Source organism: Vibrio sp. 1874 (assembly GCF_033344395.1).
Classification (GTDB): Bacteria; Pseudomonadota; Gammaproteobacteria; order Enterobacterales; family Vibrionaceae; genus Vibrio; species Vibrio alginolyticus.
This window is the reverse complement of the sequence record NZ_JAWPOR010000006.1, coordinates 134,173-150,510: the sequence shown is the minus strand read 5'-3', so window position 1 is coordinate 150,510 and position 16,338 is coordinate 134,173. Positions and strand designations below refer to the sequence as shown.

Annotated in this window: 14 protein-coding genes; 10 read left to right on the top strand and 4 right to left on the bottom strand. The window is 45.7% G+C overall.

The window, feature by feature from the left end; genetic code table 11:
• Positions 1–10: 10 nt before the first annotated feature.
• Entirely contained in the window at positions 11–1,441 is a 1,431-nt protein-coding gene (hldE, locus tag R8N46_RS13785) for a bifunctional D-glycero-beta-D-manno-heptose-7-phosphate kinase/D-glycero-beta-D-manno-heptose 1-phosphate adenylyltransferase HldE (RefSeq protein ID WP_017633601.1), read from the top strand.
• A 178-nt stretch (positions 1,442–1,619) separates the two neighbouring features.
• Here hldE and tolC read toward each other — a convergent pair whose 3' ends face one another.
• On the bottom strand, positions 1,620–2,948 hold the full coding sequence (gene tolC / locus R8N46_RS13780; RefSeq protein WP_005379884.1) for an outer membrane channel protein TolC: 1,329 nt from the start codon (positions 2,946–2,948) through the stop codon (positions 1,620–1,622).
• Positions 2,949–3,177: 229 nt separating this feature from the next.
• On the opposite strand from tolC, the gene nudF reads away from it, so the two are divergent.
• The 6 genes from nudF (at position 3,178) to parC (ending at position 10,190) form a co-directional block, all read left to right on the top strand.
• Complete coding sequence (gene nudF, locus R8N46_RS13775; protein ID WP_025768397.1) at positions 3,178–3,828, top strand: ADP-ribose diphosphatase; 651 nt, start codon at positions 3,178–3,180, stop codon at positions 3,826–3,828.
• Positions 3,828–4,271, top strand: a complete 444-nt coding sequence (locus R8N46_RS13770) for a DUF1249 family protein (protein WP_017633603.1) — start codon at positions 3,828–3,830, stop codon at positions 4,269–4,271. Before nudF ends, R8N46_RS13770 begins: the two co-directional genes overlap by 1 nt.
• A gap of 61 nt (positions 4,272–4,332) precedes the next feature.
• A complete protein-coding gene (gene cpdA / locus R8N46_RS13765; protein WP_005387419.1) occupies positions 4,333–5,139 on the top strand; it encodes a 3',5'-cyclic-AMP phosphodiesterase in 807 nt (268 codons plus the stop codon).
• Between the two features lie 47 nt (positions 5,140–5,186).
• Entirely contained in the window at positions 5,187–5,771 is a 585-nt protein-coding gene (gene yqiA / locus R8N46_RS13760; protein ID WP_104975846.1) for an esterase YqiA, read from the top strand.
• A 249-nt stretch (positions 5,772–6,020) separates the two neighbouring features.
• On the top strand, positions 6,021–7,901 hold the full coding sequence (gene parE / locus R8N46_RS13755) for a DNA topoisomerase IV subunit B (RefSeq protein WP_005387417.1): 1,881 nt from the start codon (positions 6,021–6,023) through the stop codon (positions 7,899–7,901).
• A gap of 3 nt (positions 7,902–7,904) precedes the next feature.
• Positions 7,905–10,190 (top strand): DNA topoisomerase IV subunit A, encoded by a 2,286-nt coding sequence (gene parC / locus R8N46_RS13750; RefSeq protein WP_017633605.1) that lies wholly within the window; start codon positions 7,905–7,907, stop codon positions 10,188–10,190.
• Positions 10,191–10,227: 37 nt separating this feature from the next.
• Here the strand turns inward: parC and degS are convergent, their stop codons facing one another.
• The 3 genes from degS to zapG all read right to left on the bottom strand — a co-directional run bounded on the left by degS (position 10,228) and on the right by zapG (position 13,494).
• A complete protein-coding gene (gene degS / locus R8N46_RS13745) occupies positions 10,228–11,292 on the bottom strand; it encodes an outer membrane-stress sensor serine endopeptidase DegS (protein ID WP_017633606.1) in 1,065 nt (354 codons plus the stop codon).
• Between the two features lie 190 nt (positions 11,293–11,482).
• A complete protein-coding gene (locus R8N46_RS13740) occupies positions 11,483–12,850 on the bottom strand; it encodes a Do family serine endopeptidase (RefSeq protein WP_025768400.1) in 1,368 nt (455 codons plus the stop codon).
• Positions 12,851–13,050: 200 nt separating this feature from the next.
• Positions 13,051–13,494 (bottom strand): Z-ring associated protein ZapG, encoded by a 444-nt coding sequence (zapG, locus tag R8N46_RS13735; RefSeq protein WP_005379861.1) that lies wholly within the window; start codon positions 13,492–13,494, stop codon positions 13,051–13,053.
• A 195-nt stretch (positions 13,495–13,689) separates the two neighbouring features.
• Between zapG and zapE the strand changes: the two genes are divergently transcribed.
• The 3 genes from zapE (at position 13,690) to rpsI (ending at position 15,880) form a co-directional block, all read left to right on the top strand.
• Positions 13,690–14,793: a cell division protein ZapE gene (gene zapE, locus R8N46_RS13730; RefSeq protein ID WP_104975847.1), complete on the top strand. Its 1,104-nt coding sequence runs from the start codon at positions 13,690–13,692 to the stop codon at positions 14,791–14,793.
• Between the two features lie 250 nt (positions 14,794–15,043).
• Complete coding sequence (rplM, locus tag R8N46_RS13725; protein WP_005372872.1) at positions 15,044–15,472, top strand: 50S ribosomal protein L13; 429 nt, start codon at positions 15,044–15,046, stop codon at positions 15,470–15,472.
• A 15-nt stretch (positions 15,473–15,487) separates the two neighbouring features.
• On the top strand, positions 15,488–15,880 hold the full coding sequence (gene rpsI / locus R8N46_RS13720; protein WP_005372876.1) for a 30S ribosomal protein S9: 393 nt from the start codon (positions 15,488–15,490) through the stop codon (positions 15,878–15,880).
• Positions 15,881–16,338: the final 458 nt, after the last annotated feature.

Sequence of the window (16,338 nt, the reverse complement as noted above, 5' to 3'; positions counted from 1 at the left end):
GAGACCAACAATGAAACCAATTCTACCTGATTACAACAGCGCTGGTGTGCTCATCATCGGTGATGTCATGCTAGATCGTTACTGGTATGGCCCAACCGGGCGCATTTCTCCTGAAGCGCCGGTTCCTGTTGTAAAAGTAGAAAACAATGAAGAGCGTCCTGGTGGTGCTGCGAACGTTGCGATGAACATCGCATCACTAGGTGGCCATGCTCACATTGTTGGTCTAACTGGGGAAGATGAGCCTGCAAAAGTGCTGACGGAGACGCTGAGCTCACTCAATGTGAAGTGCGATTTCGTTGCACTGCCTGATTACCCAACGATTACGAAGCTTCGCGTAATGAGCCGTGGACAACAGCTTATTCGTCTCGACTTCGAAGACAAGTTTGAAAACACAGATTCTGCGCCAGTGTTATCTCGAATGGATGCCGCACTGCCAAACGTTAAAGCCGTGATTATGTCTGATTATGCAAAAGGCTCGTTAGAGCATGTTCAGGCATACATTCAAAAAGCGCGCGCAGCAAATATTCCGGTTTTCATTGACCCGAAAGGTGCGGATTTTGAACGCTACCGTGGCGCAACACTTCTTACGCCAAACATGAAAGAGTTCGAAGACGTTGTAGGTAAAGTGAAATCTGACCAAGAGCTAGTAGAGAAAGCACTGGCTTTGGTTGAAGAGTTTGAATTTGAAGCGCTTTTAGTGACACGCAGCGAAAATGGAATGACCTTGATTCGTCGTGGCCAGGAACCCTTCCACCTTCCAACTCAAGCGAAAGAAGTGTACGACGTGACAGGTGCAGGCGACACGGTTATCTCTGTATTGGCAGCGTCTGTTGCCGCAGGCAAATCATTTGAAGAAGCGTGTGCACTAGCAAACGCAGCGGCAGGTGTTGTGGTTGGAAAACTAGGCACGTCAACGCTTTCTGAGATTGAATTAGCAGAAGCGGTACATGGCAGCCAAGACACGGATTACGGTGTTATTTCAGAAAAAGCACTGATCGAAGCTGTGAAAAAAGCACGTGCTCGTGGCGAGAAAGTCGTTATGACAAATGGCTGCTTTGATATTCTACACGCTGGCCATGTGTCTTACTTAAACCATGCTGCTGAACTGGGCGATCGCCTAATCGTTGCGGTAAATACCGATGAGTCAGTAAAACGCCTTAAAGGCCCTGGTCGTCCGGTAAACCCAACCGATCGCCGCATGGCGGTGTTGGCAGGTTTGGGCGCTGTGGATTGGGTTGTACCATTTAGTGAAGATACGCCGCAGCGTTTGATCTCAGAAGTTCTACCAAGCTTGCTAGTAAAAGGCGGTGACTACAAACCAGAAGAGATTGCTGGTGGTAAAGAAGTCATTGCGGCGGGTGGTGAAGTTCGTGTATTGAACTTTGAAGATGGCTGCTCGACCAGTGAAATCATTAATGCAATCAAAGGCGGTAAGGGCTAAGGCTGCTGTTTGTTAGCATTGAAATGCTATTTGCTCATAAAGGTCGCTAAGTGCGGCCTTTTTGATACTTGTAGTTCAGAGGCACTTTTAAGCTCTGAACTACAAGTAATAAAAAACGCCAGCTGATAACTCAACTGGCGTTTTTTATTTATTAAGACCTGAAGTATTCAGTTCGCGGTTATTTTGCCGCTTTCAAACCTGCATCAACGTCCAAGATGTCTTGTTCGCTTAGCGTACCAACTGCTTGGCGTAGCTGAAGAACACTTAAAATGTAGTCGTAACGAGCGTTCGATAGGTTTTTGTTCGCATCGTATAGACGACGAGTCGCGTCCAGTACATCAACGATAGTACGAGTACCTACATCAAAGCCAGCTTCTGTTGCTTCTAGTGCAGAGCGTGCAGAAATAACCGCTTGCTCATACGCACGTAATGCGCCGATAGAGGCGTTAATGTTGTTGTTTTGTGCGCGAACATCTTTGACTACGCTACGGTACTGTGCTTCAAGATCTTCGCTTGCTGCCACGTACGCGTATTCAGCTTGTTTGGTTTGAGAGGTTACGTTACCACCTGTGTATAGCGGTACAGCAAGGTTCACACCAATATTGAAGTTGTCTGTCGTGTTGTCACGAGAGCTATGAGAAGTATCACCGTAGTTGTAACCACCGTCTAGAGAGAGCGTTGGTAGGTGGCCAGAGCTTGCTAGTGAAATATTGTCACGCGCAATGTCTTGAAGAATACGTGATGATAGCAAGGTCAGGTTTTTGGTTTTTGCTTCATCAATGAGCGATTCAGCTGGTACGGTCGATGGGCTAGCAGTGAAGCGGCCAGTGTCCAAAATGTTGAGATCTTTGTGCTCTTGGCCTGTAATTTCACGCAGTGACTCGTAGCTATTAGTTAGCGCGTTTTCTGCCAACACTTCGTCCGCTAGCACTTGGTCGTACTGAGCTTGTGCGTCATGCACGTCAGTGATTGCAGACAAACCTACTTCAAAACGCTGTTTAGTTTGCTCAAGTTGACGGCCAACCGCGGCTTTTTCTGCACGTACGAAAACAAGATTATCTTGTGCGCGTAGAACTTCAAAATACGCTTGTGACACGCGAAGAATCAGTGCCTGTTGCGTCGCTGCGTAAGTTGCGTCTGCTTGGCGAGCACTTTTCTCAGCAGTATCTAGAGAGATCCAAGATGCGCGGTTGTAAAGTGCTTGTGAAAAGCTAACGCCAGCGGTTAGCGCGTTGCCATCGTTTGATACGTCACTAATTAGATTTGAATCGTATTCAGTATCACCACGAGTTAAATTGTAACCCGCAGTAAGGTTGATCTGTGGTAATAGAGCACTACGGCTTGAGGTGATTGCTTCGAAAGCTTGGTCACGTTGTGCTGCTACACTGAGCAATTGTGGATCATTTTGTTTTGCCAAGTCGTAGATTTCAGCCAAAGAGTCTGCGAACGCAGACGTACTCATGCTACCTAGCGCTGCACTGATAAATAGTGGAAGCAATTTTTTCATTTTCTATTCCCGCGGTCCATAGATTGGTTAATTCTCAGTAGTTTAACTCAATTTGCACGATATTTACTCTAAAGTTTGCACTTTTTTACACGTAATTATCCGCTTGTGCAATAAATTTTTAGCGAAGACTTAAATTAATTTGTAACTATTATACAAAAAGTTGAGCCAAGTCCTTTGAGCAAGCGAATAACAATGAGTAAACTACAGGATTCACTCAGAGAGGTGTTGAATGCAACAGCGTGACAAACAACAACAAGATTTTACTTCGCGAGATGTAAAAGTCATCTCGAAAGAAACCTTATTTGAAGGTTTTTTCAAAATGGTGAAATACCGCTTTCAGCATAGGCTATTTGCTGGTGGTTGGAGTGGAGTTGTCGAACGAGAAATGTTCGAGCGTGGTCACGCAGCAGCGATGCTTCCTTATGATCCAAAGACGGACCAGGTCGTAATCATTGAACAGATTCGTATTGGCGCGTTGGAACATGAACACCCTTGGCAGCTAGAAATTGTCGCCGGTATGATTGACCGCGATGAATCAGCTGAAGCCGTAATTCGTCGAGAGGCTGTCGAAGAAGCGGGGATTCAGGTGGGGCGCGTTATACCTGTCACTTCTTATTATCCTTCGGCTGGTGGTTGCTCGGAAAAGCTAGACGTCTTTGTTGGTGAAGTGGATGCGTCTAAAGCGCACGGCATTCATGGTTTAGACTATGAGAATGAAGATATCCGAGTTCATGTCATGAGTCGTGAAACGGCGTATCAATGGGTGAAGGACGGGAAATTTGAAAATGGTGCGTCGATTATTGCGTTGCAATGGCTGCAATTACACCATCAAGAGTTAAAGTCAGAATGGGGACAATCCCAAACGGTGGAGAGTGAGTAATGGCACAATTGGCTGAAAAACAACAATATCATGTTGATTTAGCTGGTCTTATGAGAACCTATGAGACCAACTACGCTAAATTGAATGCCTTATTGCCTGCTTCTGCTGAAGTTGGGGATGTACGTTGCTACCAAGCGGCGAACATGGTTTACCAATTGACCGTGAATGAAATCACAAAATACACCACAGTTGTTGAGATATGTCAGAGTGATGAAACGCCAGTGTTTCCTTTACCGACGATGTCTGTCAGGCTTTATCATGATGCGAGAGTAGCCGAAGTATGCTCAAGCGGAGAGTTCTCTCGCATAAAAGCTAAGTATGATTATCCCAATGACCAACTGATGCAGAAAGATGAAAAGCATCAATTAAACACATTCCTCGGTGAATGGCTGACGTTTTGTTTACGAAGTGGTATCAGTAGAACACCACTTGCCTTCAATTGATCGTCACGTCACTAAAGGAAAATAACAAATAACGATATAGTGGACGAATCAGGTTTTCATTTTGCAATCATCTAGTGACAGCATCAAACTTTTACAAATTACGGATACTCATCTGTTTGCTGCCGATGAGGGAAGTTTGCTAAGCGTAAAAACAGTCGATAGCTTCAATGCTGTTGTTGCTGATGTTTTACGCCGCAACGTGGCGTTTGATTACATCTTGGCGACGGGGGATATTTCCCAAGACCATAGTGCAGAATCTTATCAGCGCTTTGCCAACGGCATTGAACCGCTAGAGAAAGACTGTTTTTGGCTACCTGGTAATCATGATTACAAGCCTAATATGGGCAGTGTTTTGCCTTCGCCACAAATCAAAGCCGCAGAGCATGTATTGCTTGGCGAGCATTGGCAGTTAATTCTTTTAGACTCGCAAGTGGTTGGCGTTCCTCATGGGCGCTTGAGTGATCAGCAATTAACGCTACTCGAAGAAAAGCTAGCCGAACACCCAGAAAGACACACACTTGTTTTGTTGCATCATCACCCGTTACTGGTGGGAAGCGCGTGGCTTGATCAACATACTTTAAAAGATGCCGAAGCGTTTTGGCAGGTTGTCGAGCGTTTTGATAACGTGAAAGGCATTCTCTGTGGCCATGTTCATCAAGATATGAATGTGCTTCACAAGGGTATTCGAGTGATGGCAACACCCTCAACTTGTGTTCAGTTTAAGCCTAACTCGGATGATTTTGCCCTTGATACCACTTCGCCTGGTTGGCGGGAGCTGCAACTACACGCTTGTGGCGATATTACGACCCAAGTAGGTCGGCTTCCTGATGGCCAGTTCCAACCAGACTTCTCTTCTAACGGCTACTAACGCGCCCGAGCTCTCTGTTCGGGCTCGCTTTTTTGTGCGAGATATCTATGAGTAAACCTTCACTTCTTCTCTATATCCATGGCTTTAATAGCTCTCCACTCTCCATGAAAGCGAATGTGATGAGAGCCTACTGCGAGCAACATAGGCCTGATATTAAGGTGATTGTTCCCCAGTTACCTTGTTATCCTCAGCAAGCGGCGAAAATGTTGTCGGATATTATCGAGCAATATAAAGACGACTATAAAATTGGTCTAGTGGGCAGCTCATTAGGCGGTTTTATGTCAACGTGGCTAAATGACAAGTTTGGGTTTAAAGCGGTAGTGGTCAACCCCGCAGTCAAGCCTTATGAGTTGCTAGTAGATTATTTGGGTAAGCAAACTAACCCATATACGCATGAAACCTATACACTTGAAGCTTGTCATATTGACGAGTTAAAAGCTCTTGATGTACAAAGCATCGCGTCGCCACATTCTTTTTGGTTATTGCAACAAACAGAAGATGAGGTTTTAGACTATCGACAAGCGGTAGATAAGTTTGCAGACGCTAAGCAAACAGTAGAACAAGGCGGTGATCACAGTTTTGTAGGCTTTGAGCGTTATCCTGCACAGATTATCGAATTTCTAGAACTGTAATTCGAAAGCGATTGGAAAAGGCTCATAGTTTTTATTGATATATCCAACCGTTTCTTGACATGGGCGGTATGCTTTCCGACTATGTTTTGCCAAAAGATCTTAAGGGTCGAGGACCCTGGCTACTTTGTTATGCATCATGTTTACAAACTCTTAGTGATGTGAACAGGGTGGCTTTTTCGTTTCCTGAGTATGGGTACGCCCATTGGTGATACTCAGGCAACAAGTAAACTTTGAGAATAATTCCGTATTATGACTGAACAATATAATGCTGGTGCCATTGAAGTACTGAATGGCTTAGAGCCAGTACGTCGCCGACCAGGGATGTATACGGATACAGCGCGCCCAAACCATTTGGGCCAAGAAGTTATCGACAACAGTGTCGATGAAGCGCTAGCCGGACATGCCTCAAAAGTACAAGTCATCCTACATGCTGACCAATCACTCGAAGTGATCGATGATGGTCGAGGCATGCCTGTTGATATCCACCCAGAAGAGAAAGTATCAGGCGTAGAGCTAATTCTATGTAAGCTACATGCGGGTGGTAAGTTCTCTAACAAAAACTACCAATTCTCTGGTGGTTTGCACGGGGTAGGTATATCTGTAGTAAACGCGTTGTCAAAACGCGTTGAAGTAACAGTTCGTCGTGATGGTCAAGTGTATGAAATTGCATTTGAACACGGCGAGAAAGTGTCTGATCTGACCGTAACTGGCACATGTGGTCGTCGCAATCGCGGTACCAGCGTGCATTTCTGGCCTGATGCGAAGTACTTCGATTCGGCTAACTTCTCTGTGACGCGCCTAGTCAACAACCTCCGCGCAAAAGCGGTTTTGTGCCCGGGCTTAGAAATCACATTAACCGACAAAGTTAATGGCAAAGACTATAAGTGGTACTACGAAGACGGTCTTAAAGACTATCTTGCGGAAGGTGTAAAAGGCTATCCAGTTATTCCTGAAGAACCATTTACTGGTGAGTTCTTGGCGGATACTGAAGCGGCAAACTGGGCGGTAATTTGGCAGCCAGAAGGCGGTGAGATGATCACCGAAAGCTACGTTAACCTGATCCCAACCGCTCAAGGTGGTACGCACGTTAATGGTTTACGCCAAGGCTTGTTGGAAGCGATGCGCGAATTCTGTGAGTTCCGTAATCTATTACCTCGTGGTGTGAAGCTAACGGGTGATGACGTTTTCGACCGCTGTTCTTACGTGCTGTCGGTTAAAATTCAAGATCCACAATTTGCAGGCCAGACCAAGGAACGTCTCTCTTCTCGTCAAACCGCGGCATTTGTCTCTGGCGTTGTAAAAGATGCGTTCAGTCTTTGGTTGAACGAAAAGCCTCAGCTCGCAGAGCAATTGGCAGAAGTCTGTATCGCTAACGCGCACCGTCGTATGAGAGCGGCGAAAAAAGTCGTACGTAAGAAAGTAGCGTCCGGCCCGGCACTGCCAGGTAAGTTGACCGACTGTTCTGCACAGGACTTAAGTCGCACGGAAATCTTCTTTGTGGAGGGTGACTCTGCGGGTGGCTCGGCAAAACAGGCACGTGACCGTGAATTCCAAGCTGTGATGCCACTGCGTGGTAAGATCTTGAACACGTGGGAAGTCTCTGCCGATCAAGTTCTTGCGTCTCAAGAAGTACACGATATCTCTGTTGCTTTGGGTATTGACCCAGATAGCGACAACCTCGAGAGTCTTCGTTACGGTAAGATCTGTATCCTTGCCGATGCGGACTCGGATGGTCTTCACATCGCAACGCTGCTTTGTGCTCTATTTACTCGTCACTTCCGCGCACTAGTGGAAGCGGGTCATATCTATGTGGCGATGCCGCCTCTGTATCGAATCGACTGCGGGAAAGAAGTGTTCTACGCCCTCGATGACGATGAAAAAGATGGCATTTTAGAGCGCTTGTCGAAGAAGAAAGCCAAAATCAACGTGCAACGATTCAAAGGTCTGGGTGAGATGAACCCACTTCAGTTGCGTGAAACCACCATGGATCCGAACACGCGTCGCTTAGTGCAGTTAACCATTGACGACTCTACGGCGACCATGGAAATGATGGACATGCTGCTAGGTAAAAAGCGTGCAGATGACCGTCGTTCTTGGCTACAAAACAACGGCGACTTGGCAGAGGTGTAACGGATGTCTACAGAAATTACCTACGATGGCGTCGAACAATTGCCAATGCGCAAGTTCACTGAAGACGCTTATCTGAACTACTCGATGTACGTAATCATGGACCGCGCCTTGCCATACATTGGTGATGGCTTAAAGCCGGTTCAACGACGCATCATTTATGCGATGTCAGAGCTTGGTCTCTCTGCATCAGCAAAATACAAAAAATCTGCACGTACCGTTGGTGACGTGCTAGGTAAATACCATCCGCACGGTGATTCAGCGTGTTACGAAGCGATGGTATTGATGGCTCAGCCATTCTCTTACCGCTATCCATTAGTGGATGGTCAAGGTAACTGGGGTGCGCCAGATGATCCGAAATCATTTGCGGCAATGCGTTATACCGAAGCAAAACTGTCTAAGTTTGCTGAAGTATTGCTTGGCGAACTTGGCCAGGGCACGGTTGAATGGCAACCTAACTTTGATGGCACAATGAAAGAGCCACAAATGTTGCCAGCACGTCTGCCTCACATCCTGCTTAACGGTGTAACCGGCATTGCCGTTGGTATGGCAACAGACATCCCACCGCACAACGTTCGTGAAATCGCAGATGCGACTATTCATTTGATCGACAACCCGAAAGCAGAACTGCCGGACGTGATGCAGTATGTCAAAGGTCCAGATTACCCAACAGAAGCAGAAATTATCTCGCCGCAAGCGGATATCGAGAAGATTTACCGCAACGGTCGTGGCAGCATCAAAATGCGCGCGGTTTGGCATAAAGAAGGTTCTGATATTGTTATCACTTCTTTGCCTCACCAAGTATCGGGTGCCAAACTGCTTGAGCAAATCGCTAACCAGATGCGTGCGAAGAAGCTGCCAATGGTTGACGATCTTCGTGACGAATCGGATCACGAGAACCCTACGCGTATTGTTGTCGTGCCTAAGTCAAACCGCGTCGATTGTGACTTGTTGATGAACCATTTGTTCGCATCAACGGATCTTGAGCGCAGTTACCGCGTTAACTTGAACATGATTGGTTTGGATAACCGTCCTCAAGTTAAAGGTCTGGTGCAAATTCTGTCTGAGTGGATCGAGTTTCGTCGTACGACTGTGCGTCGTCGTTTACAACACCGCCTAGACAAAGTCATGGCTCGTCTACACATCTTGGAAGGTTTGTTGGTTGCTTACCTCAACCTAGATGAAGTGATTGAGATCATCCGTACTGAAGACGATCCAAAAGCGGTGCTGATGGAACGCTTTGGTATTACCGATATCCAAGCGGATGCAATTTTAGATACCAAACTTCGTCATCTAGCAAAACTAGAAGAGATGAAGATCCGTGGTGAGCAAGACGAGCTAGAGAAAGAGCGTGAGAAGCTAGAACAGCTACTCGGTTCTGAGCGTCGTCTGAACACACTACTGAAAAAAGAAATCAAAGCAGATGCAGAGAAATACGGTGATGACCGTCGTTCTCCAATGGTTGAGCGTGCAGAAGCAAAAGCGCTGACTGAACGTGACCTCGTACCAAGTGAGCCAATCACGGTTGTGCTTTCTGAGAAAGGTTGGATTCGTCACGCGAAAGGCCATGACGTGGATGCCGAAGGCTTAAACTATAAGTCGGGTGATAAGTATTTAGCGCATGCTCGAGGTAAGAGTAATCAGCCTGCGGTATTCCTAGGTAGTGACGGTCGAAGTTACTCTCTGGAATCGCACTCACTGCCTTCTGCTCGTAGTCAAGGTGAGCCGATTACCGGTCGCTTGAATATTACGGCTGGTAGCAGTATTCGCCAAGTCATCATGAGTGAAGAAGATCAGCTGTGGCTGGTGGGTTCAGATGCAGGTTACGGCTTTGTATGTAAAGGTGCGGACTTGCTGTCTAAAAACCGCAGTGGTAAAGCGCTCGTCACTTTACCTGCCAACTCTGAGATCATGACGCCAAAAGAGATTGAAGATTTAGACTCTGATGAAATCTTAGCAATCACTAACCAAGGTCGCATGCTGCTGTTCCCAATCAAAGACTTGCCACAACTGGCGAAAGGTAAAGGGAATAAGATCATCAACATTCCTGCTGCTAAAGCAAAAGAGCGAGAAGAAGTACTATCTCACTTAATGTCTTTACCAAAAGGTGCATCGTTAACGCTGTACGCGGGTAAGCGAAAGTTGGGTCTTAAACCGTCTGATCTTGATAACTTCCGTGGCGAACGTGGTCGCCGAGGTGGGTTATTACCGAGAGGTTTGCAGCGAGTCACTCGCATTGAAGTTGAGCTAGATGATTCCGATACGACGGAAACACCGAGCGATAGCGAGTAACGCACAAATAAAAATCCCAGCCAATGGCTGGGATTTTTTATGCTTCTTGCTTGTCTTCGGCAATGGTGACTTTCAAGGTCATCTCTTTTCCTTTGCGAATGATACCGACGTCCACGGTGGTGCCAGGACGTAAATCGGTGACGATATCCATAACGCTCTGACGCCCTTGCACTTTATTGCCATCAATGCTGATAATGATGTCCTGCTTTTGGAAGCCTGCCGCATTGGCTGGACCATTTGGATCAATACCAAGTACGACAATACCACCTATGTGTTCATTTCCAAGTAGGCGAGCAGTGACCGCATTAATGTCTTGGCCGTCGATTCCAATATAACCACGAATCACGCGGCCATCAGCGATGATTTTCTGCATGATCTTACTCGCTAGCGGCGCAGGGATCGCAAAAGAAATACCGTAAGTTTCTAAGTCTGTCGCTTGCTGAAAAGAGGCGGTGTTAATGCCGACGAGCTCGCCTTGTGTGTTCACTAGGGCTCCACCAGAGTTACCTTCATTGATGGCGGCATCGGTTTGAATGAATGCTTGACGACCGTCGCTAATAGATGAACGACCTGTGGCAGAAATAATGCCGAACGTTGTGGTTTGTCCAAGGTTGTATGGGTTACCGATGGCTAGTACTACGTCGCCCACTTGTGGTTTGTAATTAGAGTTCAGAGGGATTACGGGCAAATTCGAACCTTCGACACGCAGCACGGCTATATCAGTACGTTTGTCTGTCCCTACGAGCTGAGCCGCTGCGGCTCTGCCGTCTTGTAATGCCACAACAATTTGATCAGCTTGAGCAACCACATGATAGTTAGTAATGATGTAGCCTTTCTCACTAACAATGACACCTGACCCCAGGCCTTGAGTCGAGAGTTTACTGCGATCATTCTCAACATACTTACGACTGTAGATGTTTACCACTGCAGGCGCTGCTCTTCGGACCGCTTGATTAAACGTCAACTCGACTGATGCGATATTAACAGGTTGAGGATCAAGCGCGGCAGGAATTACGTTGTTGCGCAAAGATGGAACCGCCAGTAATACCACTGCGGCAGTAGCCAAGCCTAAAAAGACAGAACGTAATAAAAAGCTGAGCATATCCTCTCCATGCGTGAGCGCCAAAATGGCATCGAAGATGAAGAATAGCATTACATTGAAAAATAACAAAAGGGCAGCACGTCATCGCGCTGCCCTTTTCATTAGTTATTGAGCGATAAGGAAAAGTGATCGAGCCTTATCACTCAGCATTATGCATCGAAAACCTTATTTTCTATCACTTTGAAAGTGGTTAACGAATGACAAGATAAATAGTACGTTCACCACGTTGAATATTAAGAGCCAGTACACCTTTGTGTTTCTCTACGATTGTACGAAGCTCGGCAAGGTTTTTCACTCGTTGACGGTTCACACCGATAATAATGTCACCTTGTTGTAATTGATATTGAGCAGCCGGAGAGTTATCTGCAACGCTCGATACTTTAACACCTTGGATTACATCACTTGGTGTTGTATTGCTTAATTCCGCACCTTTGAGTCCCTCATGTAATGTCTCCGCTTTAGCTTTCATATTCGTAGATTCGCCAAGCGTTACATCAAAGGTTTTATTCTTACCATCTCGAACCACACCTAATGTGATTTCTTTACCTGCGCCCAGTGTTGCCACTTTTGCGCGGAGCTCTGAGAAAGTATTAATCGCTTTGCCGTTCACCGATACAATTACGTCACCGGCTTTTAACCCTGCTTTATCGGCTGCGCTGTCCGGTACGACTTGACCAATAAAGGCCCCTTTACTCGACTCGTAACCCAATGCATCAGCTAGCTCAGAGGTTACTTCGCCACCTTGCACACCCAACATGCCGCGTTTGACTTCACCAAACTCTAGAATTTGATCAGTGAGGTTTTTCATCATGTTTGATGGAATCGCAAAGCCAATACCCACATTACCGCCGTTAGGGCCTAAAATCGCAGTATTAATACCGATCAGCTCACCATTAAGGTTGACCAATGCACCACCAGAGTTACCGCTGTTAATTGCGGCATCGGTTTGGATGAAGTTTTCGAAGTTTTCAACGTTTAAGCCACTACGACCAAGGGCTGAAACAATACCCGAAGTCACAGTTTGACCGAGTCCAAATGGGTTACCAATCGCAACCGTAAAGTCACCGACACGCAGTTTGTCGGAATCCGCGACTTTAATCTGCGTTAAGTTTTTCGCTTTCTCTAATTTAAGTAACGCAACATCGGCCATTTCATCACCGCCAACGAGCGTAGCGTCATACTCGCGCCCGTCAAAGAGGCGAACTCGAATCTCATCTGCCCCCTTGATCACATGGTAGTTAGTGACAATATGGCCTTTCTTCGCATCAATAATGACACCAGACCCTAAACCTCTGAACGGGCGCTCTCGCCTTTGTTCCATAGGAAAGTCTGGGCCAAAGAAAAATTGAAATTGCTCGGGAATGCGACTGGTTTGTACTTGTTTACCTTCTACAGCAATACTCACAACAGCTGGGGTCACCTTCTCAAGCATTGGTGCCAAGCTAGGTAACTGTTGGCCATCCACATTCAAAGGTAATGCGGCAGTGGCTTGAACTGGGGCAATAATCGACCCCAAACTCAGAGATAGAACGGTGAGCGCAAGCAGTGGTTTTTTCATCCAATAACTCCTCTTGAAACATGTCTGCCAAAAAGAAATATCCGAACGGTTAGTTCACTTTGTTAATAACTAATATAGGGTCTAGTTCGGACAATCAAAAGGGGAGGCAGTGCACATCCAAGTTAGAGCGAAGGTGAGGTGAAAAAGTTCAAAAAAGGGCCGATACAAATGTATCGGCCCTAGATAGAAGTAAGAGAGGATTATGATGCTTTTGCGGTTACCGCTTCGGGAGCATTAATGATTTCTTTCTCTTGATCCTTCAAAAGACCGGTGGCGCCATTAGCGTAGTCTTTTGGTTGTTCGTTAAACTCTGGTTGATCTTCTGCAATGGTTTCAGACGACATTGCCGTTTTCTTATCAAACGGGTTGTCTTGTTCTGGTAAGTTTGGCAAAAGCTCAGAAGAGGTCTTGGCCATATGTTGGTATAGCTTGGTGTAATCTTTACCTAGGGTGTCCAACATTTCTGCGGTTTGTGCAAAATGATCGACGAGCTCTTGACGTTGTTGCTCTAATTCAAACTTGGCCGCTTCAAGTTCTTTCTGCACAGACTTTTGTTTCTTGTATTCAGGGGTGGTTAGTCTACTAATGACTACGCCTACGATTGTACCGACCAGCAAACCCACAATGGCATAAATCCAAGGCATAACTGCTCCTTATAGTTGTTTTAACAAGTCTTTTACTACTTAGTTACACGCGGTGCTCGTCCATGTTACTATGGCTTGAACAGCCGATAAAGAAAAATAGCAGTATGTCTTCGGGGACTGATAACTACTTCTCTCTATTCTCAAAGTTGACCCCGAGGTAACCCTTTTCTCTATACCTCTATACGACTTAATACGATGACACCACTACAACAATATCAAAAAGACATAGCAGAACACGGATTTCAGCGTGATGAAGCTCAGTATCAAGCGGTCGTTGCATTAGACAAGCTTTACCATGCTATCGTTGAATTTCAGTCAGCGCCTGTGCCTCAGCTTTCCAAATGGCAAAAGCTAATGGGGAAAAAAATCGACAAGCCTGAACCACCAAAAGGCCTTTACTTTTGGGGTGGGGTAGGTCGCGGTAAAACCTACCTTATGGACGCATTTTTTGATGCTTTACCGACCCAAAGAAAAATGCGCGTCCACTTCCATCGATTTATGTATCGAGTACATGATGAGTTGAAGCTGTTAGGTGATGTCGAAAATCCTCTATCAAAAGTGGCGGATAAATTTAAAGAAGAAGCAGATGTGGTTTGTTTTGATGAATTTTTTGTTTCCGACATTACTGATGCGATGCTCCTTGCAACGCTACTTCAAGAAATGTTCAAGCGGCAGATGATCCTAGTCGCGACTTCAAACATTGAGCCGCAGAACTTATATCGTAACGGTTTGCAAAGAGCGCGCTTTTTGCCCGCGATCGATATGATTTTGGCACGTTGTGAAGTGTTGAATGTCGATAGTGGCGTTGATTATCGCTTAAGAACGTTAGAACAGGCTGAAATATACCATTACCCGCTTGATGAGCAGGCTAGCATAAACCTTAACAAATATTATCAGCAGCTGACTGGAGAGCGTCAGTTTGTTGCTCATCAAATCGAAGTTAACCACCGTCAACTAGCGGTGATTGAAGCAAGCGACGGGGTGCTGCATGCGTCGTTTGCTCAGTTGTGTCAAACTGCTCGCAGTCAAAATGACTACATTGAATTGTCTCGTATTTACCACACGGTATTACTGGCAGATGTTCAACAAATGAACCGAAAAATAGATGATGCGGCGAGACGCTTTATCGCGCTGGTCGATGAGTTTTACGAGCGCAATGTTAAGTTGATTATTTCTGCTGAAGTGCCAATGGCCGATTTATATACTGACGGGCAGTTAGAGTTCGAATTTAAGCGCTGTTTGTCTCGGCTTACTGAGATGCAAAGTCATGAGTATCTCGCGCGTGAACATTTGGCCTAGATCCAATGGGTTCTTAAAAAGTGAAGAAAAAATTAGTGATTTGGCGCAAAAAAAGGTGATTTTTTCTTCGCTCTTCTCTATAATCCTGCGACCCACCGTTACTGCAGACCTGATTATCGAAGTTATTTCGAAATTGAAGGTCGAGAGTACCAACGACTCGAAGGGGTGATGACTGGGCTCTTAGACAGTGTGGGAGCACTATTGGGTGTTCCTTTAAAGTTTAAAATTTAATTAACGGGTTATTGTTAGCATGAAAACTTTCGTTGCTAAACCAGAAACTGTAAAACGCGACTGGTACGTTGTAGACGCTGAAGGTAAAACTCTTGGCCGTCTAGCAAGTGAAATTGCATCTCGCCTACGTGGCAAACATAAAGCTGAATACACTCCTCACGTTGACACTGGTGATTACATCATCGTTATCAACGCTGAGAAAGTTGCTGTAACTGGTAACAAAGCTAAGAACAAAGTGTACTACCGTCACTCTGAATTCCCAGGTGGTCTAAAATCTATCACTTTTGAAAAGTTGATCGATCGTAAACCTGAGATGGCTCTTGAGCTTGCAGTTAAAGGCATGCTTCCACGTGGTCCTCTAGGCCGTGCTATGTACCGTAAGCTAAAAGTTTACGCGGGCGCTGAGCACAACCATGTTGCTCAACAACCACAAGTACTAGACATCTAATTGGGGATTTCGAAAATGGCAGAGAATCAATACTACGGCACTGGCCGTCGCAAAAGCTCAGCTGCACGTGTTTTCATTAAACCAGGCAGCGGTAACATTGTAGTAAACAAGCGTAACCTTGACGAATACTTCGGTCGTCCAACAGCACGTATGGTTGTACAACAACCTCTAGAGCTAGTTGAACTAACTGAAAAGCTAGACCTTTACGTAACAGTTAAAGGCGGCGGTATTTCTGGTCAAGCTGGTGCTATCCGTCACGGTATCACTCGCGCGCTTATGGAATACGATGAGTCTCTACGTCCTGCTCTACGCGCAGCTGGCTACGTTACTCGTGACGCTCGTTGCGTTGAACGTAAGAAAGTTGGTCTACGTAAAGCACGTCGTCGTCCACAGTTCTCTAAGCGTTAATTTCCTCTTATCGGGAATTATGCTTTCAGAGTTACTCTGGAAACTGTGTACCAAAAGCTCGGCTCTATGCCGGGCTTTTTTGTATTTAAAGCAACGAACAGCCTTCACTTATCATCACACTCCGAGCAGGCCTTCTTATTCGTCCTCTTCGTCGAAAGGTTGCCAGTGCCGTTTTATATCTGTGCCTTATTTAATCGCGACTCACCACGCTTTCTCTTGCGATGCAGCATAGATGTATTCATCAGCAAGAATGTCTTTGTATCTTATTCTTCCTGTAACATGTTTTAAAATGACTTACGCTCCTTTTTGAGCATTCTGCGTGCTACAAAATTGAAAATATAAACACAGTAAGCTGAACGCGTAATACGAAATATTTCTCTGTGTAATTAACTGAAAACTACCAAGATAAAAGGTTTTATCTGCTTTCAGCGGGGCTTCTATGTGGTGCTTTCTTGTTA